Source organism: Loktanella sp. PT4BL (genome assembly GCF_003201935.1).
Classification (GTDB): domain Bacteria; phylum Pseudomonadota; class Alphaproteobacteria; order Rhodobacterales; family Rhodobacteraceae; genus Yoonia.
Map to the genome: position 1 here is coordinate 490,943 of NZ_QJJL01000001.1, position 23,983 is coordinate 514,925.

25 protein-coding genes are annotated in these 23,983 nt (G+C 59.4%); 14 read left to right on the plus strand and 11 right to left on the minus strand.

The features are described 5' to 3' along the window. Window positions 1-49 precede the first annotated feature (49 nt). Window positions 50-535 (plus strand): hypothetical protein, encoded by a 486-nt coding sequence (locus C7964_RS02375; RefSeq protein ID WP_110278075.1) that lies wholly within the window; start codon window positions 50-52, stop codon window positions 533-535. Here the strand turns inward: C7964_RS02375 and C7964_RS02380 are convergent. Beyond that, entirely contained in the window at window positions 515-1,702 is a 1,188-nt protein-coding gene (locus C7964_RS02380; RefSeq protein WP_110278076.1) for a lytic murein transglycosylase, read from the minus strand. The two genes, C7964_RS02375 and C7964_RS02380, sit on opposite strands and share 21 nt — an antisense overlap. A gap of 124 nt (window positions 1,703-1,826) precedes the next feature. Here C7964_RS02380 and C7964_RS02385 point away from each other — a divergent pair, with 124 nt between their 5' ends. Beyond that, window positions 1,827-2,249, plus strand: coding sequence for a DUF1801 domain-containing protein (locus tag C7964_RS02385; RefSeq protein WP_110278077.1), 423 nt, complete (start codon window positions 1,827-1,829; stop codon window positions 2,247-2,249). Here the strand turns inward: C7964_RS02385 and rnr are convergent. Both rnr and dapE read right to left on the minus strand, forming a co-directional pair. After that, window positions 2,230-4,485 carry a ribonuclease R gene (rnr, locus tag C7964_RS02390; protein ID WP_110278529.1) on the minus strand — a complete coding sequence of 752 codons (2,256 nt, stop codon included), beginning with the start codon at window positions 4,483-4,485 and terminating at the stop codon, window positions 2,230-2,232. The two genes, C7964_RS02385 and rnr, sit on opposite strands and share 20 nt — an antisense overlap. A 103-nt stretch (window positions 4,486-4,588) precedes the next feature. Then, window positions 4,589-5,731 carry a succinyl-diaminopimelate desuccinylase gene (dapE, locus tag C7964_RS02395; RefSeq protein WP_110278078.1) on the minus strand — a complete coding sequence of 381 codons (1,143 nt, stop codon included), beginning with the start codon at window positions 5,729-5,731 and terminating at the stop codon, window positions 4,589-4,591. A 134-nt stretch (window positions 5,732-5,865) separates the two neighbouring features. Between dapE and C7964_RS02400 the strand changes: the two genes are divergently transcribed. Next, window positions 5,866-6,099 (plus strand): hypothetical protein, encoded by a 234-nt coding sequence (locus C7964_RS02400; protein ID WP_146214816.1) that lies wholly within the window; start codon window positions 5,866-5,868, stop codon window positions 6,097-6,099. Between the two features lie 366 nt (window positions 6,100-6,465). Here C7964_RS02400 and C7964_RS02405 read toward each other — a convergent pair whose 3' ends face one another. Beyond that, window positions 6,466-7,179, minus strand: coding sequence for a heme-dependent oxidative N-demethylase family protein (locus tag C7964_RS02405; RefSeq protein WP_110278080.1), 714 nt, complete (start codon window positions 7,177-7,179; stop codon window positions 6,466-6,468). 125 nt (window positions 7,180-7,304) lie between these two features. Between C7964_RS02405 and C7964_RS02410 the strand changes: the two genes are divergently transcribed. Further along, entirely contained in the window at window positions 7,305-7,706 is a 402-nt protein-coding gene (locus tag C7964_RS02410) for a hypothetical protein (protein WP_110278081.1), read from the plus strand. On the opposite strand, the gene C7964_RS02415 is transcribed toward C7964_RS02410, so the two are convergent. From C7964_RS02415 to dapD, 3 genes are read right to left on the minus strand one after another with little or no spacing between them, the layout of a single operon-like run. Next, window positions 7,703-8,032: a DUF8846 family protein gene (locus C7964_RS02415; protein ID WP_110278082.1), complete on the minus strand. Its 330-nt coding sequence runs from the start codon at window positions 8,030-8,032 to the stop codon at window positions 7,703-7,705. The two genes, C7964_RS02410 and C7964_RS02415, sit on opposite strands and share 4 nt — an antisense overlap. Then, on the minus strand, window positions 8,029-8,310 hold the full coding sequence (locus C7964_RS02420) for a hypothetical protein (RefSeq protein WP_110278083.1): 282 nt from the start codon (window positions 8,308-8,310) through the stop codon (window positions 8,029-8,031). Before C7964_RS02420 ends, C7964_RS02415 begins: the two co-directional genes overlap by 4 nt. Continuing rightward, window positions 8,311-9,138, minus strand: coding sequence for a 2,3,4,5-tetrahydropyridine-2,6-dicarboxylate N-succinyltransferase (gene dapD, locus C7964_RS02425; protein ID WP_110278084.1), 828 nt, complete (start codon window positions 9,136-9,138; stop codon window positions 8,311-8,313). 130 nt (window positions 9,139-9,268) lie between these two features. Here dapD and C7964_RS02430 point away from each other — a divergent pair, with 130 nt between their 5' ends. Beyond that, window positions 9,269-10,114, plus strand: a complete 846-nt coding sequence (locus C7964_RS02430) for an LOG family protein (RefSeq protein ID WP_502693553.1) — start codon at window positions 9,269-9,271, stop codon at window positions 10,112-10,114. On the opposite strand, the gene C7964_RS02435 is transcribed toward C7964_RS02430, so the two are convergent. From C7964_RS02435 to C7964_RS02445, 3 genes are all read right to left on the minus strand, one after another. Then, window positions 10,111-10,527 carry a hypothetical protein gene (locus C7964_RS02435; protein WP_110278086.1) on the minus strand — a complete coding sequence of 139 codons (417 nt, stop codon included), beginning with the start codon at window positions 10,525-10,527 and terminating at the stop codon, window positions 10,111-10,113. The two genes, C7964_RS02430 and C7964_RS02435, sit on opposite strands and share 4 nt — an antisense overlap. 34 nt (window positions 10,528-10,561) lie before the next feature. Further along, window positions 10,562-11,737 (minus strand): dual-specificity RNA methyltransferase RlmN, encoded by a 1,176-nt coding sequence (gene rlmN / locus C7964_RS02440; protein WP_110278087.1) that lies wholly within the window; start codon window positions 11,735-11,737, stop codon window positions 10,562-10,564. A 92-nt stretch (window positions 11,738-11,829) separates the two neighbouring features. Continuing rightward, the gene (locus C7964_RS02445; RefSeq protein WP_110278088.1) at window positions 11,830-12,360 is read right to left on the minus strand and encodes an invasion associated locus B family protein; all 531 of its coding nucleotides are present in this window, start codon (window positions 12,358-12,360) and stop codon (window positions 11,830-11,832) included. A 199-nt stretch (window positions 12,361-12,559) separates the two neighbouring features. Between C7964_RS02445 and C7964_RS02450 the strand changes: the two genes are divergently transcribed. From C7964_RS02450 to C7964_RS02490, 9 genes are all read left to right on the plus strand, one after another. Further along, window positions 12,560-13,549, plus strand: coding sequence for an asparaginase (locus C7964_RS02450; RefSeq protein WP_110278089.1), 990 nt, complete (start codon window positions 12,560-12,562; stop codon window positions 13,547-13,549). 43 nt (window positions 13,550-13,592) lie between these two features. Continuing rightward, window positions 13,593-14,381 carry an exodeoxyribonuclease III gene (locus tag C7964_RS02455; RefSeq protein ID WP_110278090.1) on the plus strand — a complete coding sequence of 263 codons (789 nt, stop codon included), beginning with the start codon at window positions 13,593-13,595 and terminating at the stop codon, window positions 14,379-14,381. A 9-nt stretch (window positions 14,382-14,390) separates the two neighbouring features. Further along, window positions 14,391-15,416 (plus strand): alcohol dehydrogenase catalytic domain-containing protein, encoded by a 1,026-nt coding sequence (locus C7964_RS02460; RefSeq protein ID WP_110278091.1) that lies wholly within the window; start codon window positions 14,391-14,393, stop codon window positions 15,414-15,416. A gap of 190 nt (window positions 15,417-15,606) precedes the next feature. Next, entirely contained in the window at window positions 15,607-15,963 is a 357-nt protein-coding gene (gene rsfS / locus C7964_RS02465) for a ribosome silencing factor (RefSeq protein WP_110278092.1), read from the plus strand. Continuing rightward, window positions 15,963-16,433 carry a 23S rRNA (pseudouridine(1915)-N(3))-methyltransferase RlmH gene (gene rlmH, locus C7964_RS02470; RefSeq protein WP_110278093.1) on the plus strand — a complete coding sequence of 157 codons (471 nt, stop codon included), beginning with the start codon at window positions 15,963-15,965 and terminating at the stop codon, window positions 16,431-16,433. The genes rsfS and rlmH overlap by 1 nt, the downstream gene beginning before the upstream one ends. A 102-nt stretch (window positions 16,434-16,535) precedes the next feature. Continuing rightward, window positions 16,536-18,050 carry a 2,3-bisphosphoglycerate-independent phosphoglycerate mutase gene (gene gpmI, locus C7964_RS02475; protein WP_110278094.1) on the plus strand — a complete coding sequence of 505 codons (1,515 nt, stop codon included), beginning with the start codon at window positions 16,536-16,538 and terminating at the stop codon, window positions 18,048-18,050. Continuing rightward, complete coding sequence (locus C7964_RS02480; RefSeq protein ID WP_110278095.1) at window positions 18,047-19,108, plus strand: murein hydrolase activator EnvC family protein; 1,062 nt, start codon at window positions 18,047-18,049, stop codon at window positions 19,106-19,108. Before gpmI ends, C7964_RS02480 begins: the two co-directional genes overlap by 4 nt. Before the next feature lie 13 nt (window positions 19,109-19,121). Next, a complete protein-coding gene (locus tag C7964_RS02485) occupies window positions 19,122-20,462 on the plus strand; it encodes a S41 family peptidase (RefSeq protein WP_110278096.1) in 1,341 nt (446 codons plus the stop codon). Window positions 20,463-20,564: 102 nt separating this feature from the next. Further along, window positions 20,565-21,488, plus strand: coding sequence for an MBL fold metallo-hydrolase (locus C7964_RS02490; protein ID WP_110278097.1), 924 nt, complete (start codon window positions 20,565-20,567; stop codon window positions 21,486-21,488). Between the two features lie 31 nt (window positions 21,489-21,519). Here C7964_RS02490 and C7964_RS02495 read toward each other — a convergent pair whose 3' ends face one another. Further along, window positions 21,520-23,964 carry a GcvT family protein gene (locus C7964_RS02495; protein WP_110278098.1) on the minus strand — a complete coding sequence of 815 codons (2,445 nt, stop codon included), beginning with the start codon at window positions 23,962-23,964 and terminating at the stop codon, window positions 21,520-21,522. Window positions 23,965-23,983: the final 19 nt, after the last annotated feature.

Sequence of the window (23,983 nt, forward strand, 5' to 3'; positions counted from 1 at the left end):
TTGAAAGTACAATACGTCAAAGCCTGAAGCCAAACAGAGGATCACCCAGATGAAACCCTTACTTCTTGCCGCGGCCCTTGCCTCTTTGGGCGCTCAGGCCCACGCGCTGAGCTGTATGCGTCCCGATCCTGTGATGACGTTCCAGCAGCTCGCGGATGCACCCGAAACCTATTTCGTGCTTTACGGGCAATTGTCATTCAACGAAGCACATTTGCCGCCTGCGGTGATGGAAAAACAGATGCACACGCCAGAGCCGATCCCCGCACGTTTCATTGGGCACGGCCTGTCGCCTGACGGCTTTACGATCGATTATGTCACGGATCTGATGCTCCAAATCGGCTGTGCCGGTCCGTGGTGCGGGACGGCCCAAAGCGGCGTTGATGCCGTCTATTTCGTCGAAGCAACCGATCCGCCGCTGACCATTGAGGCCGGCCCTTGCGGCGGGCGCATCTTTGAGGAACCCACGCAGGCCGTTCTGGATGCGCTCACCACATGCATGCAGGGTGGGACCTGCTCAGCGCAGCCTTTGCAATAACGCAAAAGACGGATGCCCGTCAGCGGGCAGGCCAACGGCGCGCTGATAGGCGCGGATCGCGGCACGGCTGTTCGGGCCGATCCGCCCGTCAACACCCCCTGTCGAGAATCCCGCATCTGTCAGCCGCTGCTGCAACTCACGCCGCTCGGCACGACGCAAGCGGCGCTCATCGGCTGGAAAGGCCGCCTGAAACGGCCCCGCGCCGCGAATACGGTCAGACAGGTGGCCGACACCGATGATATAGGCCTCGGCATTGTTGTAGCGGCTGATCACATCATAGTTGCGGAACAGCATGAAGGCAGGACCACCCGCGCCGGTTGGCGTGCTCAGGGTCGCATCGCCGTAGTTCGGCACCGCCCGCCCATCGACACCCACGACACCACCGCGCGCCCAATCAGCAGGGCTGCGCGTCACGGCCCGCCCCGTTTGTTCAAAGTCAAACCCCTGCGGCAGGCGTACCTCGACCCCCCAAGGCTGGCCTTTGCGCCAGTTGAAGCGCCGGAAATAGGCCGCTGTCGAGGCAAGCGCATCAGTCGGATCATCCGCCCAGATGTCGCGCCGCCCATCGCCGGTGAAATCCACGGCATAAGCCTCATAGGACGTGGGAATAAACTGCGTATGCCCCATCGCACCGGCCCAGGACCCTGTCATATTGGCTGGTGCCACATCACCGTTCTGCAAAATCTTCAAAGCCGCGATAAGCTGGCTTTCAAAGAATGCCCCGCGCCGCCCGTCATAGGCCAGTGTCGCAAGGGTCGAGATCAAGGGCGTGTCGCCGCGCCGCGACCCATAGTTGCTTTCCATACCCCAAACGGCAGTGACGACCGAGGGCTCCACATCAAACCGTGCCTCGATCTGGGCCAGCACATTGGAATAGCGCCGCACCATTTCGCGCCCTGTGGTGACGCGGGTCTCGGACACAGCTGAGGCCATATAATCAGCCAGAGGGCGCACGAATTCGGCCTGATTCCGGTCGCGTTCGATACTGTCGGGCAGATAGCTCACATTGGCAAAGGCCGCGTCAAAGGTGCGATCAGAAATCCCTGCATTGCGCGCACGACTGCGAAAGCCCGCGATCCAGTTCGGAAAACCTGCGGCGTTTGCGCTGGCCATCTGTGGCAAAACCAAAGCGGACAAACCTGTTGCGATAAAGTGCCTGCGGTGCATTTTTGCTCTCCTCGTTTTTCAACAGTGATAAAGCAAATACCGGCGGACCCAAATCAACTCTTGTTCACGGCGCGGCTTTTTGCCGGTATGATTTCGATGAGCGGGCCATGAAGGGGATAGAGCTATGAAATATCCATTCTCCGACGACAAGGTGGCGCGCGTCTTTGCGGCATTTCCTGCGATCGAACGGGATATGGCCCTATCGTTACGCGATCTGATCTTTGAGGTCGCTGACGCCACGCCAGAGGTGGGGCAGGTGGAAGAGAGCCTGAAGTGGGGGCAACCGTCCTATCTGACGCCTGAGACAAGATCAGGCTCAACCCTCCGGGTCGGGTTGGCAAAAGGCGGTGGTGTGGCCATCTTCGCGCATTGCGGCACGGATATCATCAGCACCTATGCCGCGACGTTCGGGGGTTTGGAGCAGATCGAAGGCAATCGCGCTGTGGTGTTTCGGTCCGCCGATGATATCGCACCCGCGCGCCTGCGGCTTTTGGTGCACCACGGCCTGACCTATCATCTGCGCAAGGCTACTTCCGCGTCCGCTTGACCTTGCGCGCTGTTTTGGCCGCTTTCTTGCGGGCCGACCCCATCTTGCGCCGCGGCGGTTTGCCCCGCCCCTTGGACGGGCCCCGCGGCACGTTGCGGTCATCGAGCGTCAGCAATTCGACAATCAGCCCGCCGGTCACAGGGGCCGCTTCTGCCAGCTTGACCGTCACACGCTGGCCCAGTCCGATCACCATGCCGGTATCCGCGCCCATCAGCGTCTGGGTGTCTGCGTCATAATGGAAATACTCGCGTCCCAAGGTCCGGATCGGGATCATGGCGTCTGCACCGGTTTCATCCAGCTTCACAAAGACACCGAACTTGGCAATTCCGCTGATCCGTCCGCCCAGTTCCGCGCCGATACGGTCCGACAGAAACGCCGCCAGATACCGGTCTGTCGTATCACGTTCCGCCGTCATGGAGCGGCGCTCGGTATCGCTGATGATCTGGGCTGTCTCTGAAAGATGCTCGATATCCCAGGGGCTCAACCCGTCTTCACCCCATCCGTGGGCCTTGATCAGCGCACGGTGCACAATCAGATCCGAATAGCGGCGAATTGGCGATGTGAAATGCGCATAGGACCGCAGCGCAAGGCCGAAATGCCCGAAGTTATCGGGCGAATAATAGGCCTGCGTCATCGACCGCAGCGTCGCCATATTGATCAGCTCGTCATTTTCGGTGCCTTCAGCGCCTGCCAAAAGCTTGTTCAAGTGCGAGGTTTTCAACACCTGTCCCTTGGCCAGCACAAGGCCTGAGGCCGTCGCGACCTCGCGCAGGGCATCAAGCTTTTCGGGGCTTGGTTCTTCGTGGACACGGAAGAGCAGCGGCGATTTCTTGGCGATCAGCGTCTCGGCAGCGGCGACATTGGCCAGCACCATGAATTCTTCAATCAGCCGGTGCGCATCAAGACGCTCTTTGAACTGCACCGAACTGACCTTACCCGCATCATCCAGAATGATCTGGCGTTCGGGCAGGTCGAGATCCAGCGGCTGCCGTTGGGCGCGTGCCTTCATTAGGGCTGCAAAGGCGCCATAAAGCGGCTTGATAATCGGCTCGAGGATCGGGGCGACTTTGTCGTTCGGTTGCCCGTCAACGCCGGCCTGCACCTCTTCATAATTCAGCGAGGCTTTCGAATTCATCAGCCCGCGATAAAAGGCATGGTCAATCTTGTTGCCCGCCGAATCAATCCGCATCGCCACAGCCAGACAGGCCCGCTCCACCCCTTCATGCAGCGAGCAGAGATCCCCCGAGAGCCGGTCGGGCAGCATCGGCACAACACGGTCGGGGAAATAGGTGGAATTGCCCCGCTTGCGCGCTTCACGGTCCAGTTCTGAACCGGGGGTGACGTAATGGGCAACATCCGCAATCGCGACCCAGATGATGAAACCCCCCTCGTTTTTCGGGTCAGGGTCGGGCTGAACATAGCAGGCATCATCGCGGTCACGCGCGTCCCACGGATCAATGGTGATGAGTGGCAGATCACGCAGATCCTTGCGTCCGTCCAACCCCGCAGGTGTTGCCGCATCAGCCTCGGCCACGGCCTCATCGGGGAAATGATCCGGAATGCCGTGCTGGTGGATCGCAATCAAAGACACGGCACGGGGCGCTGTCGGATCACCCAGACGTGCCACGATCCGCGCTTTGGGCAGGCCCATGCGGCCTTTGGGTCCGGCTTGCTCGGCCTCGACCAACTCGCCGTCCTTGGCGCCACCCGTCGCACCAGCGGCGACGGTCCACTGTTTGTCTGCGCCCTTATCAATAGGCAGGACACGCCCCCCTTCCGAGGCCTGACGAAACACACCCAGGATGCGCAAAGGATTGGTGCCAATCCGGCGGATCATGCGGGCGGTGTGGCTGTGGTCTTCGGTTTTATCGACGGTCAGGCGACCCAGAATACGGTCACCCGGCCCAAGGGCAGGATCACTGGAGCGCATGAGCATCAGGATGCGCGGTTCGGCCCCTTCGCCTTTCCACTCCAAGGGTCGCGCGAAAAGATCGCCGTCGGCATCCGCCTCGATCACTTCAAGCACGGCGACAGGGGCCAGTTCTTCGGCATCGCGGTATGAGCTGCGCCGCTTGGTCAGCTTGCCCTCGTCCTCCAGCTCGCGCAGCACGCGCTTCAGGTCAATGCGGGCCGCACCTTTGATATCAAAGGCCTTCGCGATATCGCGTTTGGCAGCTTTGGTGGGGTGCTCGGAGATCCATGCAAGGATTTCGGATTTGGAAGGAATGCGTGTCATGATCATGGCCTAGCATGGCAAAAGGAAAACAGCCAATTCCTTCGCAAGGAATTGGTCAAATCTCTTACAAGAGATTTGGGTCAGCGCCAGTCACGCCGAAGGTTTACGCAAAATAGTCGTTCAGGATACGGGTATAAATCGCCTTGAGCTGCGAAATCTGCGCCACCTCAACCCGTTCATCCACCTGATGCATCGTCTTGCCCACCAGCCCGAACTCCACAACTGGGCAGTGATCTTTGACAAACCGTGCATCCGATGTGCCACCCGAGGTGGAGAGTTCCGGCTTGCGCCCTGTTTCAGCCTCGACCGCGCCCGCAATCAGGTCAGAGAGTTCACCGGGTGGCGTGAGAAAGCTTTCCCCCGAAACCTTCACCCGCATGGCTATCTTCACGCCAAATTCAGCGGCGACCTGATCTGCCTCTTCCTGCATCCAGGCCGTCAGCGCAGCACTCGTGTGCGTGTCATTGAAACGGATGTTGACCGTGGCCTTGCTTTGGGCGGGGATGACATTGGTCGCGGGGTTGCCGGTGTCGATCGTGAGCACTTGGAGTGATGAGGGATCAAAATGCGCGGTCCCCTCATCCAGCACGCGGCTGGAAAGCACATCCATCAGGCGCGCCATCGCGGGCATCGGGTTTTTGGCGCGGTGCGGATAGGCCGCATGACCCTGCACACCCGTGACCGTAAAGAAAGCGGCCATGGACCCGCGCCGCCCGATTTTCATCGCCTCGCCCATCACATCGGGGCAGGTGGGTTCGCCCACCAGACAGACCGACATCGTCTCGTTGTTGGCCGCCATCCAGTCCAGCAATGCGGTCGTGCCATCAAGCGCGTCGCCTTCTTCATCGCCGGTGATGGCCAGCACGATCGCCCCGTCCGGTGGCGTGTCAGCGACGAAATCAAGCGCTGCAGCAGCAAAGGCGGCGACGCCCGATTTCATATCCGTGGCACCGCGCCCATAGAGAAAACCGTCTTTGATCTCGGCGCCAAAGGGCGGCATTGTCCATGCCGCCTCATCCCCCAAAGGCACAACATCTGTATGGCCGTTAAAACCGAAGGTCCGATTGGCCCCTTGCCGCCCCCAACGCGCATAAAGATTGCAAACCCCGCCACGGTCCACCCGCGTGCAGGTAAAGCCACCTTTCGTCAGCACCTTTTCCAGCAACACCAGCGCGCCGCCTTCCTCAGGCGTGACCGATGGGCAGCGGACAAGATCGGCAGTCAGGGCAACGGGATCGACGGGCATAATGGGGGACTCCTCTTTGTCGTATGGCTAGCGGGAAGCGCTGCGGGATGCAAATTGCGATTGGTTGGTGAAGGATCACTTGGAACCTGCCCCCAGCCTTGTTAAAAACGGTCATGGAGGAGCTTCAGCTACATTTGGCCAAGGCCCGTAAGACGGGCTTTCGCGTGACAGCTCACGTGACTGCGCGCATCCTGCAGCGCGACCTGCACGACGAGGTTGCGCGTATGGAAACCCAACCGCGCGGCAAGAGTTACAGGGAAATGGCGGTGCTTCTTGGCGTGCTTTTTGCCTTGGCGGTTTTTGCCGCCAGCTTTGGCTGGATCGGCCTCGCGCTCTATTTCGCGGCGGCCCTGCTTCTCTTTTACTGACCCTGCGACAAGATGACATGACCACCCCAAACGCTTGAACTTGCGAGGAATTTCGCGGGTATGCGTATGTATACTATTGAAAACAATAGATTTTTCAGATCCGCACATCAATTGGCATCGTAGTTAAAGCAATACCAAACGACACACCAATTCATGGAGATGAACAATGGGTTCACTAATGGCTATGCTCGCTTTCGGTAAGTTAGGTTTTGTCGCTGTACTGGCATTTCTTGCCTCACGGTCCGCGATGCGGATGAAGGACGACCCGTCGCACAAGCGCTCGACACTTTGCGCAAACAGCGAACACTGGGCGGCAACACGCAAATGATTACGGCGCGGGGCTCTGCTTTTGCAGCCCCGCAAGACCTATCGGGCGTTGCGGGCCACATAGGTATGGATCGTGAAGACAACCGCCTGCGTGCGCGGCAGCCGCAAGATGCATTGCCGCTCTGACCGCGTAAAGGGCATCACATCGTTGGTCTCGCGTTTGTAGGGCTGATGCAAGTCCGGATCGACATAACGCAATTTGTTGAAACGCCAGAGCGGACGTCCCACCTGTACACCGTCGAACAGGCGTTGCACGCGGGCCGCGATATTGTCGTCATATTCAGGCACAGGGACGTGAATGCCCGTCAGCGGACGGTTGATCTTTTCGGCCAACCGCCAGTTCGCAGGAAAGCACAGAACGGCGCTTGTCATCACATGCTCGTCACCCTGTTTTTCCAGGATGCAGATATCTTCCTGCACCAGATGCCCGAGCGTCTGCAGCGGGGCATGGCGGTCCAGCGATACATGCCGCCCATCGGGGCAAATCACCTGATCATCCCTCACCCGAAACCCCAGATCAGGCAGGATATCCAAAGCCTCGGACAGAACCTCTTGCCCGGTTTCGCTGGTCCGGTCGTTCTCGTAGAGAACAGCCTCCGGTCGTGTCGCAAGAAGCTGGGCGCGATAGGCCATTTGCGCAGCATAGGATGCATCGACGCGCAGCCAGTCGTTCGCCGCACAGGGCATCGTTCCCGGCAGGCGCGGGTCGCCTTCGTGGGCATCGGGCAAGGTCTGTTGCAAAATCGTTTTCATGTTAGCCTAAGATAGATCGGAGCATGCGTCCCATGTATCTAGTCCGCGTCGGCCAAAACCACAAAGCGGTTCCGGAGGCAGGGTGTCTGCTTGACAGTTTTTGATCTCAAACAGGCCCTTTTTTGATGATTTACATAGCAGTTGCCCCCGTCCCGCTCTGGCTCTTTCTTTTGTTCGGGCTTGTGGCTTGGCATACATCGGCGTTTTTGCGCCGCTCAAACCTTCCCATGGCAGTGCCACTTTTTCTGCTTGGTCTTGGGCAAGCGGGCGTCGCTGGCGCAGGCCTCTACTTCACTGCGGAACGCAGCATTTCTACACAGGCATGTCTGACAGGTATTATCGGCTTTCAGGCCGGGATGATCATCGGGCTGGCGATTCTGGGCACGTTTTTTGCGCTTCTGATCGGCGCGCGTGAACGGCTTTTGGCTGTTCTGTCAGGAAACGGGGATTTCTTCGCCGCCCAGGTGTTGCTGCAAGTCGTGGTTATTCTGATCCTGCTGCGCTCGGCGCTGCTGTGTACCGTCTAGGCCTTGTCGAAGAACGGGGTCATTTGGGCGACAATCACGCTGTTTTCTTCCAGCGCGCGGGCCATCAAGGCCCTTTCATCATCGGATATATCATGGCCTTCGGCCAACCGTTCGTCCAACGTCCCATAGCCGGACACATCCAGCGGGGCGAGGTCGGCCTGCTTGAGGATCGCCACTGTTTCGCGGACGGCTTCTGCTTCATCCACGCCGCTGGCATAGCACATCAGTGCCGCGCCGGTGGCGCCATCAGGAAGACCGTCACCCGCATTGCGGCCGACCTCGACGAGCAATGTATAGACCTGCTGGCGGCTTTCTTTCTTGCTCATTTGTCGTCTTTCTCTTCATAGCGCGACCGGACTGCCCATACGGTCGAGAAGATGACCACGATCTGCAACGGCATGTAGATCACGACGAACAGCACGACCATACGCCAGACAAGCGACAACTCCATCACCAGTGTTGCAGAGACGACGGGCAGAAAGATCAGCGAAAGCACCAGACCAATGGCTGCTGTATCGGCGAGCACGGGTAACCACGCCTGCCGGAACGACGGACGAATGCCCGCCGCCACGCGCTTGCGCGCCAGATACCGGCTGATAATCATCTAGTCGCGCAGCAGTTCATTGATGCCGGTCTTGGAACGTGTCCGTTCGTCCACCCGCTTGACGATCACGGCGCAGTAAAGGCTGACGTTGTTCTTGGACGGCATCGAGCCTGCGACAACAACCGAGTAGGGGGGCACTTCGCCATACATGACTTCTCCGGTCTCGCGGTCCACAATCTTGGTGGACTGGCCGATGAACACACCCATGCCAAGAACCGATCCTTCGCGCACGATGCAGCCTTCCACCACCTCGGAGCGCGCGCCGATGAAGCAGTTATCCTCGATGATTGTCGGACCGGCCTGCATGGGTTCCAACACGCCGCCAATGCCCACGCCACCGGACAGGTGCACGTTCTTGCCGATCTGCGCACATGAGCCGACAGTTGCCCATGTATCGACCATTGTCCCTTCGTCGACATAGGCGCCGAGGTTTACGAAAGATGGCATCAGCACAACACCGGGCGCGATAAAGGCGGACTTGCGCACGACACAATTCGGGACCGCACGGAAACCGGCAGTCTTCCAGTCGTCGGCACCCCAGCCTTTGAATTTGCTGTCGACCTTATCCCACCAGCCGCCGCCTTGGGGGCCACCGGACTGTGGCTCCATATCCTTGATGCGGAAGCCCAGCAGCACGGCTTTCTTGGCCCATTGGTTGACATGCCAGCTGCCATCATCCTGACGCTCGGCGACACGCAGTTTGCCACTGTCCAGCGCATTCAGCGTTTCCTCGATTGCCTCACGGGTTTCACCGGTTGTGTGAGAGGTGATCGTATCGCGGGCATCCCACGCGGCTTCGATTGCAGTCTCAAGGGCAGCATTGGACATGGGTTTCTCCGTAAATTGATTTCACAGGCTTCTAGCGGGGGTTGCGGGATCAATCAACGCTCAAGGCGACCTTGCAAACCCGGCTCAGTCAGGCAAGCTTGTGCAAAATGCAGGCAGGACAAAGCAAATGATGAAAGACCACCGGCAGCACCCGTTCCGAGACAGCCAGCAGGACCGCGACGCCGCAAGCCATACTCCCGACACGCCGCAAACCCGTGCGCCCTCATATGCGCTGGCCTTTGCGGACGACGATTTTATGCTGCGTGAGGAATTACGCCCTGTCCGCCTGCAGCTTGAACTGCTCAAACCTGAATTACTGATGACCGAGGCCAAGGTCGATTCGACCATTGTTTTGTTTGGTGGTGCGCGCATTCCCGAACCGGCCAAGAAAGATACGGCGCGTACGCAAACCCTCGCGGATTTGTCGAAATACTACGAAGAGGCACGCCGGTTTGCGCAGATGATGACAGAAAAATCGCTGAAATCAGGCGGTACCGAAAATGTGATCGTCACAGGCGGCGGTCCGGGTGTGATGGAGGCAGGCAATCGCGGCGCGCAAGACGCGGGCGGGCGGTCGATCGGTCTGAACATTGTGCTGCCCCATGAACAAGCGCCAAATGCCTATGTGACGCCTGAACTTTGTTTCAACTTCCACTATTTCGGGATTCGCAAAATGCATTTCCTGATGCGCGCGTCAGCAGTCTGCGTGTTTCCGGGGGGATTTGGCACGCTGGACGAGATGTTCGAGGCGCTCACATTGATCCAGACGGGGCGCATGGCGCAGGTGCCGTTTTTGCTCTTTGGGCAAAGCTTTTGGGAAAAGATTATCAACTGGGATGCCCTCGCCGAGGCGGGCACGATTTCGGCGGATGATTTGAAACTGTTCCGTTTTGTGGAGACGGCTGAAGATGCCGTGGCCGCTTTGGAGAATTGGGAAGGCAACGGCCAAAAGCGCGGTGTGATTCCCGGCCGTTAACGCATTTTTGCGTGCAGATACCTGTGGCGATGTCCCGGAAACGGGGCATCGAAACGCCGGATCAGGCGGCCATAACTATACCCCAGATCAGACCCTTTGCAGACCCGCGCACCTGCGGCATCATGCAGGGCCAATCCGCCACCTGCTTCACGCAGCTGATAGCCCTTGCGCGACAGACGCTCCTGTAAATCATCCCAACCTGTCGCATATGCCAGATCATCCGCGAGAAGCGCCCGCGAGGGCGCGACGAGCCGCTCATCCGCTCTGCGAGCCGTCTTCGCGCGGGTCCTGCGGTACAAATCATGCTTTATGGCGTCGCGCACGATGTGTCCGGCCGAGAGATCCTCGGCTTCCCCGATCCGGCGCAGAGCCGCGACCATCGTCGGGCCCAGATATATGGTGACAGTCTCCATGCCCTCACCATGCCGTCACATGGTGAAGAGATGATTAAAGTCCGGTCTCTTGTGCGATCTGCGCTTTGGATTTGCGCGCGCGTTCTGTCGCCGACTTCAGCTGGCCACAGGCGGCCATGATATCCTCGCCCCGCGGTGTGCGAATGGGTGAGGCATAGCCAGCCTTATAGATAATATCCGCAAACTTGCGGATCCGGTTGTTCGACGACCGCTTGTAGGGTGCGCCGGGCCATTCATTGAACGGGATCAGGTTGATCTTGGCTGGGATGCCCTTGATCAGTTTGATCAGGCGTTGCGCATCTTCGTCACTGTCATTCACACCGTCCAGCATCACATATTCAAAGGTGATGCGCTCGGAGTTCGATACCTTGGGATAGTCCCGCAACGCATCCAGCAAATCCGCAATCGGCCAGCGCTTGTTGATCGGGACAAGACGGTCCCGCACCTCATCGGTTGTCGCATGGAATGAAATCGCGAGCTGGCATCCGATCTCCTGCGCGGTGCGTGCAATTTCGGGCACCACACCGGATGTCGAGAGCGTGATCCGTCGCCGCGACAGGGATATCCCCTCGGGGTCCATCGCGATCTTCATGGCGTCGCGCACATTTTCAAAGTTATAAAGCGGCTCGCCCATCCCCATAAGGACGATGTTCGACAGAAGCCGCGTTTCATCCTTCGGCGCACCTTGCTCGGGCCATTCGCCCAGATCGTCACGAGCGACCATGATCTGCCCGACAATCTCGGCTGCGGTCAGGTTGCGCACGAGTTTCTGCGTGCCCGTGTGACAGAACGAACAGGTCAGCGTGCAGCCAACCTGACTGGAAATACACAAAGTCCCGCGGTCGGTTTCAGGGATATATACCACCTCAACCTCATGTCCGCCTGCGATCCGCACCAGATATTTGCGGGTGCCGTCATCCGACACTTGCCGCGTCACAACTTCGGGCAATTCAATCACAAAGGTATCGGCCAACATCGCGCGGTAGTCTTTCGCCAGATTGGTCATCTGCGCAAAATCACGCACACCCCAATAGTAAACCCACTGCCAGATCTGGCCGACCCGCATCTTGGCCTGCTTTTCCGGCGTGCCGGCCGCAATCAGTGCATCCCGCATCTGGTCACGCGACAAACCAATCAGGTTGCGCGGTCCGTCTGGCAGCTTGCGCGGAATTGTCAGCACGTCCTGCGTAATGGGGGCCTTGGCGTCCATGGGTTCACTCTCAATCAGGGATTTAGGGGCATATAAGAGAAAAAGGCGGCCTCCACAAGGAAACCGCCTTTGCGCAAATTATTGTGAAACGCCTAGCCCGCGCAGCGGCTAGCGGCTTCTTCCACCGCAGCAGTAAAGCCCAAAAGGCTAAATGTATCTTGTGTTTGTGTGCCACGACCCGACCGCGCCGTGATCACCGCATTCGCCCCGCGCTTCATCGCCTCGACGAAACGGGCGTCATCGGCAGGGGTTGCCGGCCATGCGGTTTCGCCTTGGGTGAACATCTGGAATGTCGTGTCACCGATCTGCACGCTCGCCGTTGATTCGTCGGCAAACGGATAGCCGCCGGTAAACATGACCTGCCCGTTCACATTCTCGGATGGGCGGTAGAAGACAATCAACCGGATGTCGCCGCGGCGCACGTCGACCGCATTGCCGTCACGTGTATTCAGCGTTTCCTTGGGGGCCGAGACGGCCCAGCATTCGTTCGGATCGCTTTCCACAAAAACGCTCCAGTCGGTATTCGCTGAAACGCGGTTATCGCTTTCTTCCTGTGCAACGGCGGCACCCGCCGTCACCAAAGCCAATGCTACGCCAATTGCGCGTGAAATATTCAAAATCATTCTGCAGCCTCCACGCTGTCCTTGCCTCTGGATGCCCCACCCGTGCCTGCGGCGCATCTGACGGCACCTTTTCGACTGGCGAGACCTTGTTCAACTCGATACCACTACGCCTAGCAAAAAATTGCCTGCGGGGGAAAGCCCCGATACAGGTGCGCTCTGCGCGATAAAAACGAAATATACAATTTAAAAGGGCAAGAAAATGGCAAATCCTGTTGATCTGGTCGAAGTCTGGCGGGGAGATCTGCTTGAATGCGTCCATCAGGGTCACGCAGTTGTGTGTGATGATACCGGCCAGATTGTCGAAAGCTGGGGTGATCCAACGGCGATGATCTATCCGCGTTCTTCCTGCAAAATGATTCAGGCCCTGCCTTTGGTGGAAAGCGGGGCTGCGGCAAATCTGACGGGGCAGCAATTGGCGATTGCATCAGCATCGCATAACGCGGCCGCGATCCATACGGATCTGGTTGGCAAATGGCTCAAGGATCTGGACCTGACGGATGATGATTTTCGCTGCGGTCCGGCATTGCCAATGGACGAGGCGGCCCGAAATGAATTGATCTGCTCGGGCACAGCGCCTTGCCAAATCCACAACGAATGTTCCGGCAAACACGCAGGGTTTCTTACGCTGACAAAATACCTCAACGCCGGTCCGGATTACGAACTGATTGACCACCCCGTGCAGCAGGCCGTCAAAGCCGCCTTCGAGGATGTGACGGGCGAAACCAGCCCGATGTACGGGATTGACGGGTGTTCCGCGCCGAACCATGCCTGCACCGTGCATGGCCTTGCCCGCGCGATGGCGTTTTTTGCCAGCGCGCAGGACCGGTCGGATGTGCGCAGCACCGCCGCGGCGCGGCTGACGCAGGCGATGGCGACGTTCCCTGAATTTGTTGCGGGTGAAACGCGGACCTGTACGGATCTGATGCGGGCGATGGACCATAAAGTCGCGATCAAGACCGGTGCCGAAGGTGTGTTCATTGCGATCATCCCGGAAAAGAGACTGGGCGTTGCCGTCAAGATCATGGATGGCTCTCAGCGTGGGCGCGATTGCGCCATTGCGGCGATCCTCGTGCGGCTTGGCGCGCTTGACCCGAACCACCCCGCAGCCGTTGCGCGCCGCACACCGGCCATTCTCAATCGTAGGGGGCTGACGACGGGCTTTATCCGCCCGGCCCCATTGCTCGTGTAAGCCCTACACGCTCACCAGAAACACCGAACGGAAAGCCTGCCTTATGCCCTTTACCCTTGCCACTTGGAACATCAACTCTGTGCGTCTGCGCGAAGACATCGTCGCCCGCCTAATGCGCGACGAGGCACCTGATGTGCTTTGCCTGCAAGAATGCAAAAGCCCTGTGGACAAGATCCCGCTAGAGCAGTTTCAGGCGCTGGGCTACACGCACATGGTTGCGCGCGGCCAGAAGGGCTATAACGGCGTGGCGATCTTTTCCAAAATCCCCATGGACGAGGCAGGGGCCGAGGATTACGCGGGGCTCGGTCATGCGCGGCATGTCGCGGCCAAGCTGGAAAACGGCGTGACGATCCATAACCATTATGTGCCCGCAGGCGGTGATGTGGCGGACCGTACCGTGAACGAGAAATTCGGCCAGAAGCTCGATTACCTGACAGACATGCGGGATGCCTATCATGCGCAGAAACCGGTAAAATCCATCCTTGTCGGTGACCTGAACATCGCGCCGCGCGAAGATGATGTGTGGGATCACAAGAAATTGCTCAAGGTCGTGAGCCACACGCCGATCGAAGTGGAACATTTCGCCGATGTGATGGACGCGGGCGCGTGGTCGGACGTGACACGCAACGATATCCCCGAAGGCCTGCTCTATAGTTGGTGGTCCTATCGCGCCAAAGATTGGGACGAGGCCGACAAAGGCCGCAGGCTTGATCACATCTGGGCCACGCCGGATATCAAGAACGCGGCCCATAGCAGCCGCGTGCTGCGCGATGCGCGTGGCTGGGAGAAACCCAGCGATCACGCGCCTGTATTCGCAACGTTCGATCTGTAGAGGCCTGCCATGACACTTCCGACATCCATGAAAGCGCTTGTGCAATTGCACGATGGCTATGCGGGTACACAGACGGGGCCAAACATCAGTGACCTGTCGCCTTTTCTAGCCTATCAGGACGTACCCCTACCACAGCCCGCCGCAGGCCAAGCGCTCATCAAAGTGCATCTGGCGGCGGTGAACCCGTCCGATATCCACTTCATCAAAGGCGAGTACGGCCAACCGCGCGTCAAAGGGGCGCCCGCAGGTTTTGAGGCTGTGGGCGAGGTTGTGGCCGGCAACACGCCCCTGATCGGCAAGCGCGTCAGCTTCTTTGCCGGTGGGTCCGGCACATGGGCGGAATATGCGCTGGCCGATGTAACGAGCCTCGTGCCCTGCCGCCCAGATCTGGCCGAAGTCGATGCCGCATGCCAGTTGGTCAATCCGCTGACCGCGATTGCGATGTTTGATCTGGTCAAGGAAAGCCGCGCGGAAAGCTTTGTACTGAACGCTGCCGGATCGCAGCTTGGCAAATACCTGATTGCGCTGGCGAGGGATAATGGCGTTGCGCCAATCGCAGTCGTCCGGCGCGCTGAACAGGCGGCTGAACTGCGCGACATTGGCGCACATTCCGTGATTGTGTCCACCCAACCGGACGCGCTTGATCAGGCCAGAACGGCCTTCCGCGCGCTGCCCCCCGCGATTTTGCTTGATGCGGTGGGCGACCAATTCACGGCTGATCTGTTCTTTGCGATGCCCAAACACAGCACATGGGTGAACTATGGCAAGCTGTCGGGCGAGGCCCCCTGCCTGACGGAACTGGGCCAGCTGATCTTTATGAACAAGAAAATCGAGGGCTTCTGGCTGACCCGCTGGATCAAGCAGGTGGGGGCGGACCGTGTGCGTGCGGGCTTTGTGGAAATCCAGGAGCGCTTTGTCAGTGGCGCATGGAAAACGGATGTAGCTGGTATCGTACCGTTGTCGGAGGCCATGCTGCGCCTGCCTCAGGTGCTGGCAATGCCCGATGGCAAGGCGTTTATTGATCCGCGAGGCTGATCTTGCTTGCATCTGCACTGTAAATCCGCGACACGCGCGCTTTCGGTTCAGAAATGTTGAAAAACCGCCGAACCGTTGCTAGTTTTAGGTCATGCCCTGCGTCGGGGCCATGACGACGTGCTTTAAGGAGGACAATGAACTGTCTCTTTCTACAGCGGCTGATACATCAGCCAAATCCGGAGTCGCAGCAATGACGACCCCACAAAATGTGACCAGCGAAACGCTCCTGGCGGCTGTTCTCAAATCCCTGGATGATGATAAAGGCGAAGACATCGTGCAGATCAATCTGCGCGGCAAGTCCGAGATCGGCGACTATATGGTCATCGCATCGGGCCGTTCGACGCGCCAAGTGACTGCGATGGCTGAAAAGCTTGCGGATCGTCTGAAGCAGGAATTCGGGATCATCTCCAAGACCGAAGGCAAAGACACCGGCGATTGGGTGCTCATCGACACAGGTGATATCATCGTGCATATCTTCCGTCCGGAAGTGCGCGAATTCTATCAGCTTGAAAAGATGTGGCAGCCGGGGACGGCCACCGCCGTCTGATGCGGGTCCAGATTTGCGCTGTGGGCCGTTTGCGCAAAGGGCCCGAGCGCGACCTTTATGATGACTACCTCACCCGGTTCGACCGGACGGGGCGGGCGCTGGCCCTTGGGCCTGCGCAACTGATCGAAGTCGAAGACAAAAAGGGCGGCGGCATGGCCGGCGAGGCAGCCCTGCTGGAACGTGCGGTGCCCGATGGTGCCTTGATCTGTACCCTGGATGAACGCGGCAAACTCATGGGCTCGCCGGACTTTGCAGCCCTTCTCGCCACATGGCGCGACCAAGGGCGGCAGGACGTCAGTTTCGTGATTGGCGGGGCCGACGGGATTGACCCCGCTTTGCGTGACCGCGCCGATGCGTCATTGAGTTTTGGCAAAATGGTCTGGCCCCATATGCTCGTGCGCGTGATGCTGGCCGAACAGCTCTACCGTGCTGCCTCTATTCTGGCGGGCGGTCCTTATCATCGGGCCTAGGAGCCTCCGGCGGGAGTATTTCGGGCAAGATGATGAGGTGTGGTGGTTCCCCTGATTGCAATGCTGCGATAGACAGCAATCAACCAATATAGGAGCGTTGCTATGCCCATCCCCAAACCCGTTGTTCTGTGTATTCTTGATGGCTGGGGCCTGCGTGACGCGGTTGAAGGCAACGCGCCCAGGCAGGCGCATACCCCCCATTTTGACGAGATCATGCGAGGGCCCCATGCCCAGCTTCTGACCCATGGCCGTGATGCTGGCCTGCCCGGCGGGCAGATGGGCAATTCCGAAGTGGGCCATACCAATATCGGCGCGGGCCGCGTGGTTGCGATGGATCTGGGCCAGATTGAGCTGTCGATCGAGGATGGATCGTTTTTCACGGCGGATGCGCTGGTGCGTTTCATCGAGAAGCTGAAAGCCAGCGGAGGCGCCGCGCATCTGATGGGGGTCGTGTCCGACGGCGGTGTCCACGGGCATCTCGACCATATCATTGCTGCCGCCAAGGCGATCACCGGTGCCGGTGTGCCGGTCATCATTCATGCGATCACAGACGGGCGTGATGTGGCGCCATCTTCGGCCAAGGGGTTTATGCAAACGCTGACTGAAAACCTGCCTGAAAACGCAAGGATTGCCACGGTCATTGGCCGCTATTTCGCGATGGACCGCGATAACCGCTGGGAGCGGGTCGAGACAGCCTATGATGCGATGATCAACGGCGCGGGCGGGTCTGCCGCCACACCACTGGCCGCGATTGAGGCGGCCTATGCGGCGGGCAAGACAGATGAATTCATCCCCGCCACCGTGATCGGCGACTACGCAGGGATCGGAAAGGATGACGGGTTCTTCTGTCTCAACTTCCGCTCCGACCGTGCCCGCGAAATTCTGGCGGCGATTGCCGATCCCGATTTCGACGGCTTCGACCGCGTACAGCCGCCTTTGGCTGCGTTGCTCGGTATGGTAACCTATTCGGACCGCCATGACGCGTGGTTTGATACCGTTTTTCCCAAACGCGATATCCAGAATACCCTTGGTGCATGGGTTGCCAAACACGGGCTGCGCCAGTTCCGGCTGGCCGAGACCGAGAAATACCCGCATGTGACCTTTTTCCTCAACGGCGGGATCGAGGTGCCGGAGAAGGGTGAGGACCGCTATATGGCACCCTCGCCAAAGGTCGCGACCTACGATTTGCAGCCGGAGATGTCGGCCGCCGAGGTGACGGAGCATTTCGTCAGGGCCATCGAGGACGGCTATGACCTGATTGTCACCAATTATGCCAACCCCGATATGGTGGGGCATACCGGTGATCTGGGTGCAGCGATCAAGGCTTGTGAGGCGGTTGATGAGGGTCTGGGACAGGTCCTGACCGCGCTTAAGGCCGCAGGCGGTGCCATGATCGTCACCGCAGACCACGGCAATTGTGAAACGATGATTGATCCTGAAACCGGCGGGCCGCATACCGCGCATACGCTGAACCCTGTGCCGGTAGCCTTGGTCGGTGGGCCAGAGGGCGTGTCACTGCGTGACGGCAGGCTGGCCGACCTTGCGCCCACGGTGCTTGATCTGATGGGGTTGGAATTGCCCCCCGAAATGACAGGGCGGAGTTTGATCGTAACATGATCCGCCTGATTGCTGCACTACTCTGTTTCGCCTCGGGGGCCGTTGCGCAACAAAACGCGGTCGAGGCTGCCGCCCAATTGCAGGCAGCCCAAGCGCAATTGCAGGCTGCCGACAGCGCACGCGACCGGATCGCGGCGCTGACCGAAACCGTACAGGCCTATGAGGCGGGGTTGGCAGCCATGCGGCAGGAACAACGCGACATTGCCCTGCAAGAAGCTATCCTGACCGAAGAACTCGATCTGCGCCGCGCCGAATTTGCCCAGCTTCTGGGGGTGCTGTCCGCCATCAGCAACACGCCGCAACCTGTCTTGCGCGCACATCCGGACGGGCCGCTGAACACCGTGCGCGCTGGCATGCTCGTGGCCGATGTGACACCGGGGTTGCGCGCCGAGGTCGCGCGGCTCAATACACTTCTGGCGCAGACCCAAGAGGCACGGCAGGCCCAGGATGCCGCCGCGCAGACTTTGACCGAAGGATTGCAGGGCGCACAGGCCGCCCGTGCGGCGCTCGGACAGGCGGTGTCAGAACGCACCGATCTGCCTAGCCGTTTCGAGGACGATCCGGTGCAAACCGCGCTCTTGGTGGCCAGCACCCAGACCTTGGGGGAATTCGCCGCAGGACTGGCCGAAGCGCGTCCGAATGGCACCGAGATACTGACCGCCCAAGGAAACCTGCCTTTGCCGGTTGCCGGCATCATCCTGCCCGACGACGGCACGGGACGGCCCGGTTTGCGTATCGGTACCGAACCACGTGCCTTGGTGACCGCCCCCGCACCGTCCACGATTTTGTTCCAGGGCCCGCTTCTGGACTATGGAACGGTGGTGATTCTGGAACCAGCCGCCGACATCATGTTCGTCATGGCAGGATTTGCCGAGGTCTTCGGCGTGGCGGGTCAGGTGCTTCCGGCGGGCGCGCCGATCGGGCTTTTGGCGGCAAATGACAGGAAATTGACTGAAAATATTGGGATTGCGACTGGGCAGCCGGGCTCTGCCCTTTATCTTGAGGTAAGAGAGGGGCAAACTCCGGTTAACCTCGCCGCATGGTTTGCGGTCGAGTAGGTAAGGAATGAAGATGAAAAAGCTGATGTTAGCTGCCGCTGGTGGCGCTGTCTTGGGACTGGTTGTGACAACGCAGGTTGCGGGGCCACTTGTGGCGCAAGAAGCGGATCAGAACACCAGCGTTTATGAACAGCTTGATCTCTTTGGCGATATTTTCGAGCGGATCCGCGCGAACTACGTGGAAGAAGTTGACGACCGTGAACTGATCGAGGCGGCGATCAACGGGATGCTGACATCGCTTGATCCGCACTCCAGCTATCTGTCCCCCGAAGCGGCGCAACGGATGCGCGTGAACACCTCGGGCGAATTCGGCGGTCTGGGGATCGAAGTCACCCAGGAAGAGGGTTGGGTGAAAGTGGTTTCCCCGATGGATGGCACGCCGGCCGAGGCCGCAGGGATCGAAGCGGGTGATTTCATCACTGCCGTTGACGGGGAAAGCGTGCTGGGCCTGACCTTGGACGAAGCGGTGCAAATGATGCGCGGCCCTGTTGGCGCCGAGATTATCGTCACCATCGTGCGCGAAGGCGAGGCCGAGCCTTTTGACGTCTCGATCATCCGTGACACGATCAAACTGACCGCCGTACGCAGCCGCACTGAGGGCAATGCCGTTGTCTTGCGGGTCACGACCTTCAACGAACAGACCTTCCCGAACCTGGCGGAAGGGATCGAAGAGCAGGTGGCCGAGGCTGGCGGCATCGACAATATTGACGGCTTTGTCGTTGATCTGCGCAACAACCCCGGTGGTCTGCTCAGCCAGGCGGTCTATGTCTCTGACGCTTTCCTTGACGCGGGCGAAATCGTCTCCACACGCGGGCGGCAGGCGTCTGACGGGGACCGGTTCAATGCCACACCCGGTGATCTGGCCGAAGGCAAACCGATTGTTGTCCTGATCAATGGCGGGTCTGCCTCTGCGTCGGAAATCGTGGCAGGTGCGTTGCAAGACCACCGCCGCGCCATCATCGTTGGCACCAATTCCTTCGGCAAAGGGTCTGTCCAGACGGTTGTTCCCCTCAGCCAGGACGGGGCGATGCGCCTGACAACTGCGCGCTATTACACACCGTCGGGCCGTTCCATCCAGTCGCTCGGAATTTCTCCGGACATCATTGTGGAACAGCCCCGTCCACGCCCCGTGGATGAAGAAGAGGCAGAAGCAGGTACACCACGGACCGAAGCAGGCTTGCGCGGTTCTTTGGAGAATGACAGCCTGACAGAGGACGAAATCCGCCAGATCGAAGAAGATCGCGCGCGCGCCGAGGCTGCGGCAGCTCTGCGCGAGGATGATTATCAACTGGCCTATGCTATTGATATCCTGAAGGGTTTGAACGCATTGGGCCCACTGGCGGGTAGCGAGTGATCAAATAGCTCTCCTGATCACGCTGACGTGAGTGACAAAGGGAAATAGCGTCCTATTTCATTTTGCACCACCTGACCAAGCGTCACCAATAGGAGAGACACGATGACTAAGCTGACACGCCGCAACCTGCTTGCCGCCGGCACGGCCTTGCCTTTCGCAGGCCTTGCCGCCGGAGCTGCCCGCGCCGAAGCCCCGATGATGGGTGCAAGTTTCGCCACACACCGCCGCTTTATGATCGGCGATTTCGAGGTGACAACAATCCTGGGCGGCACCACGCCCCGCGAAGCGCCTCAGGGCATCTTCGGCATGAACGTGTCGGAAGAAGAATTCGCCACCGTCAGCCGCGACAACTTCCTGTCGACCGAGGCATCACAGTTCTTTTTCACACCCACACTGGTGAATACAGGCAGCGAAGTCGTGCTTTTCGATACAGGCCTGAACGCCGCCGCCACCGTCGCAGCCCTTGAGGGTGCAGGCTACACCGCCGACCAGGTCGATGTTGTCGTCCTGACCCACATGCACGGCGATCATATCGGTGGCCTGATGAACGATGGCGCACCAACCTTCGTTAACGCACGTTACGTGACAGGCCAGATGGAGTTCGACCACTGGGCTGGCGCCGAAAACGAAGGCTTCGAGGCGAACGTCCGCCCGCTGGCCGAAAACATGACCTTCCTTGGTGATGGCGGCGATGTCGTCAGCGGTATCACAGGCATGGCCGCGTTCGGTCACACGCCGGGCCATATGGTGTACCGCCTTGATAGCGCAGGCGCTGGCCTCGTGATTTTCGCCGACCTTGCCAACCACCCGGTCTGGTCGCTGGCACGCCCTGACTGGGAAGTGCGCTTTGATGCCGATAAAGAGGCTGCCGCCGCATCACGCCGCAACGTGCTTGGCATGATCAACGCCGATCGTATCCCGGCCATCGGCTATCACATGCCGTTCCCTGCTGTCGGTTATGTCGACACAGGCTCCAACGGTGCCGAGTTCCGCTGGGTGCCCGAAGCGGGCCAGTTGATGGGCTAATTGCTTTGCGAAAGTCTGGCCACCTTGGTGGTCAGGCTTTCACTCTCTCGGATGCGGGGTCATAAAACGGCTTCAATTGCGCCTCCGCCTGCACCCGCACCCCCATCACATCAATCTCGTAGGTGCTGGCCAGTACATCGGCCACGCTCTCGCCCACGCATGGCACATATCCCATCCCAAGTGCGGCCCCCACATGGTGGCCATAGCCGCCAGAGCTCAGATGCCCCACAACCTTGCCATCCCGTAAAATGGGTTCGTTGTGATATAAGAGCGGCTCGGGATCGCTTAGTCTGAACTGGATTAGTCGCCGCTCCAACCCTGCGTCACGTTTGCGCATCACGGCGTCGCGGCCGATGAAGTCAGCTTTGTCGGTTTTCACGGCAAAACCTAACCCGGCTTCAAGCACGTGATCCTCAGCCGTAATATCGTGACCGAAATGGCGGAATCCTTTTTCCATGCGCGCCGCATCCATCATATGCATCCCGCAAAGTTTCAGCCCCATGTCCTGTCCCGCCGCTTGCAGCACCTCGAACACATGGCCCGCCATGTCGGTCGAGACATAGATCTCCCAACCCAGCTCACCCACATAGGTGACGCGATGGGCGCGGGCCAGACCCATGCCAATCTCGATCTCTTGCGCGGTGCCAAAGGGGTTGGCGCCATTGCCAAAGTCATTTGGTGACACCGCCTCAAGCAGTTTCCGGCTGTTCGGCCCCATGACGGCCAGCACGCCTTCGCCTGCTGTGACATCGGTGATGACCACGTTGAAATCACCCATATGGCGCTGCATCCACGTCTGATCCGCCAGACGCGTCGCGGCGGGGGTGACCACCAGATAGGCGGTTTCGGACAGACGGGTTACCGTTACATCGGCCTCGATCCCGGCACGGGAATTCAGAAACTGCGTATAAACAATCTTGCCCACCGGCACGTCATACTGGCCGCCGCCGATGTGGTTCAGAAACGCCGTTGCATCGCGCCCCTCAACACGGATTTTCCCGAATGAGGACATGTCATACATCCCCACATTGGTCCGGATCGCATCCAGCTCAGCGGCGACATTGCCAAAGAAAGTCTGCCGCTTCCAAGAGTATTCGTAGGCCGGGGCCTGCCCCGGCGCGGCGAACCAGTTCGCCCGCTCCCAGCCTGCAAGCTCACCCATGACAGCACCCTGATCCAGCAGATGCTGGTGGAACGGTGTACGCCGCACACCGCGCGCGGTGGCCTTCTGGCGGAACGGGAAATGGTCGGCATAAAGAAGGCCCAGCGTTTCCTTCGACCGCTCAAACAGATAGGTCTTGTTCCCCTGAAACGGCTGCATCCGGCCGATATCCACATCGCCCAGATCAAATGGTTTCTCGCCCGCGTCCATCCACTGCGCCAGCGCCATACCGGCACCACCGGCAGACTGAATACCGATCGAATTAAAGCCCGCCGCCACCCAGACGTTATCCATCTCGGGCGCCAGTCCCAGATGATAGGCATCGTCCGGCGTAAAGCTCTCCGGGCCATTGAAAAACGTATGTATGCCTGCCTCTGCCAGCATTGGCATCCGCGCAACGGCAGCCTCAAGGATCGGCTCAAAGTGGTCGAAATCCTCGGGCAGTTGGTCGAACTCGAAATCTGCCGGAATACCGTCCATCGCCCAGGGCTTCGCGTTCGGCTCGAACGCGCCCAGCAGGATTTTGCCTGCGTCTTCCTTGTAATAGGCACATTCATCGGGGACGCGCAGCACGGGCATCTGGGTCAGCCCCGCAATCGCCTCGGTCACGATATAGAAATGCTCGCAAGCATGCAGCGGCACGTTTACCCCCGCCATGCGCCCCACCTCATGGCCCCACATCCCCGCGCAATTCACGATCATGTCGCAGGTCATCGTGCCCCGCGCGTCACCGCTCACCCAGTCAACAGATTGCACGCGGCGCCCCGTCTTGTTGATCTTGTTCACCTTGGTGCGTTCGGCGATTACAGCGCCCTTCATCCGTGCGCCCTTGGCCAGCGCCAGCGCGATATTGGCAGGGTCGCCTTGACCGTCTTTAGGCAGGTACACGCCACCGGTAACACCGTCGATATTCAAATGTTCATAGCGGGCCTTGATCTCGCTGGGCGAGATTTCCTCGATCTCCACCCCGAATGCCCGTGCCATCCCCGCAGAGCGGGACAGCTCTTCGCGCCGCTCCTCGGTCAGCGCGACCGTGATCGACCCCACGCGCTTGAAGCCGGTCGCGACCCCTGTTTCATCCTCCAGATTGCCATAAAGCTCCTGGCTGTATTTCGCGAGCTTGGTCATATTCGCCGTCGCGCGCAGCTGCGCGATCAATCCCGCGGCATGCCATGTGGTGCCAGAGGTCAGCTGTTTGCGTTCCAGCAGCACCACATCCTTCCACCCCAATTGGGTCAGATGATAGGCGACAGAACAGCCAATGACGCCCCCCCCGATAATGACCACACGGGCATGATTTGGAAGGTTTGTCATGGCATTTTTTCCTATTTTC

What these genes read in the sequence shown, in the direction of transcription:
- C7964_RS02445 (WP_110278088.1), bottom strand. Translation starts at nt 12,360, where the DNA reads ATGATTTTGAATATTTCACGCGCAATTGGCGTAGCATTGGCTTTGGTG.
- C7964_RS02410 (WP_110278081.1), top strand. Translation starts at nt 7,305, where the DNA reads ATGATTTACATAGCAGTTGCCCCCGTCCCGCTCTGGCTCTTTCTTTTG.
- C7964_RS02420 (WP_110278083.1), bottom strand. Translation starts at nt 8,310, where the DNA reads ATGATTATCAGCCGGTATCTGGCGCGCAAGCGCGTGGCGGCGGGCATT.
- C7964_RS02385 (WP_110278077.1), top strand. Translation starts at nt 1,827, where the DNA reads ATGAAATATCCATTCTCCGACGACAAGGTGGCGCGCGTCTTTGCGGCA.
- C7964_RS02460 (WP_110278091.1), top strand. Translation starts at nt 14,391, where the DNA reads ATGACACTTCCGACATCCATGAAAGCGCTTGTGCAATTGCACGATGGC.
- C7964_RS02480 (WP_110278095.1), top strand. Translation starts at nt 18,047, where the DNA reads ATGATCCGCCTGATTGCTGCACTACTCTGTTTCGCCTCGGGGGCCGTT.
- C7964_RS02490 (WP_110278097.1), top strand. Translation starts at nt 20,565, where the DNA reads ATGACTAAGCTGACACGCCGCAACCTGCTTGCCGCCGGCACGGCCTTG.
- rlmN (WP_110278087.1), bottom strand. Translation starts at nt 11,737, where the DNA reads ATGGACGCCAAGGCCCCCATTACGCAGGACGTGCTGACAATTCCGCGC.
- C7964_RS02380 (WP_110278076.1), bottom strand. Translation starts at nt 1,702, where the DNA reads ATGCACCGCAGGCACTTTATCGCAACAGGTTTGTCCGCTTTGGTTTTG.
- C7964_RS02415 (WP_110278082.1), bottom strand. Translation starts at nt 8,032, where the DNA reads ATGAGCAAGAAAGAAAGCCGCCAGCAGGTCTATACATTGCTCGTCGAG.
- C7964_RS02435 (WP_110278086.1), bottom strand. Translation starts at nt 10,527, where the DNA reads ATGGAGACTGTCACCATATATCTGGGCCCGACGATGGTCGCGGCTCTG.
- dapE (WP_110278078.1), bottom strand. Translation starts at nt 5,731, where the DNA reads ATGCCCGTCGATCCCGTTGCCCTGACTGCCGATCTTGTCCGCTGCCCA.
- C7964_RS02375 (WP_110278075.1), top strand. Translation starts at nt 50, where the DNA reads ATGAAACCCTTACTTCTTGCCGCGGCCCTTGCCTCTTTGGGCGCTCAG.
- gpmI (WP_110278094.1), top strand. Translation starts at nt 16,536, where the DNA reads ATGCCCATCCCCAAACCCGTTGTTCTGTGTATTCTTGATGGCTGGGGC.
- dapD (WP_110278084.1), bottom strand. Translation starts at nt 9,138, where the DNA reads ATGTCCAATGCTGCCCTTGAGACTGCAATCGAAGCCGCGTGGGATGCC.
- rnr (WP_110278529.1), bottom strand. Translation starts at nt 4,485, where the DNA reads ATGACACGCATTCCTTCCAAATCCGAAATCCTTGCATGGATCTCCGAG.
- C7964_RS02450 (WP_110278089.1), top strand. Translation starts at nt 12,560, where the DNA reads ATGGCAAATCCTGTTGATCTGGTCGAAGTCTGGCGGGGAGATCTGCTT.
- C7964_RS02495 (WP_110278098.1), bottom strand. Translation starts at nt 23,964, where the DNA reads ATGACAAACCTTCCAAATCATGCCCGTGTGGTCATTATCGGGGGGGGC.
- rlmH (WP_110278093.1), top strand. Translation starts at nt 15,963, where the DNA reads ATGCGGGTCCAGATTTGCGCTGTGGGCCGTTTGCGCAAAGGGCCCGAG.
- C7964_RS02430 (WP_502693553.1), top strand. Translation starts at nt 9,269, where the DNA reads ATGAAAGACCACCGGCAGCACCCGTTCCGAGACAGCCAGCAGGACCGC.
- rsfS (WP_110278092.1), top strand. Translation starts at nt 15,607, where the DNA reads ATGACGACCCCACAAAATGTGACCAGCGAAACGCTCCTGGCGGCTGTT.
- C7964_RS02485 (WP_110278096.1), top strand. Translation starts at nt 19,122, where the DNA reads ATGAAAAAGCTGATGTTAGCTGCCGCTGGTGGCGCTGTCTTGGGACTG.
- C7964_RS02455 (WP_110278090.1), top strand. Translation starts at nt 13,593, where the DNA reads ATGCCCTTTACCCTTGCCACTTGGAACATCAACTCTGTGCGTCTGCGC.
- C7964_RS02405 (WP_110278080.1), bottom strand. Translation starts at nt 7,179, where the DNA reads ATGAAAACGATTTTGCAACAGACCTTGCCCGATGCCCACGAAGGCGAC.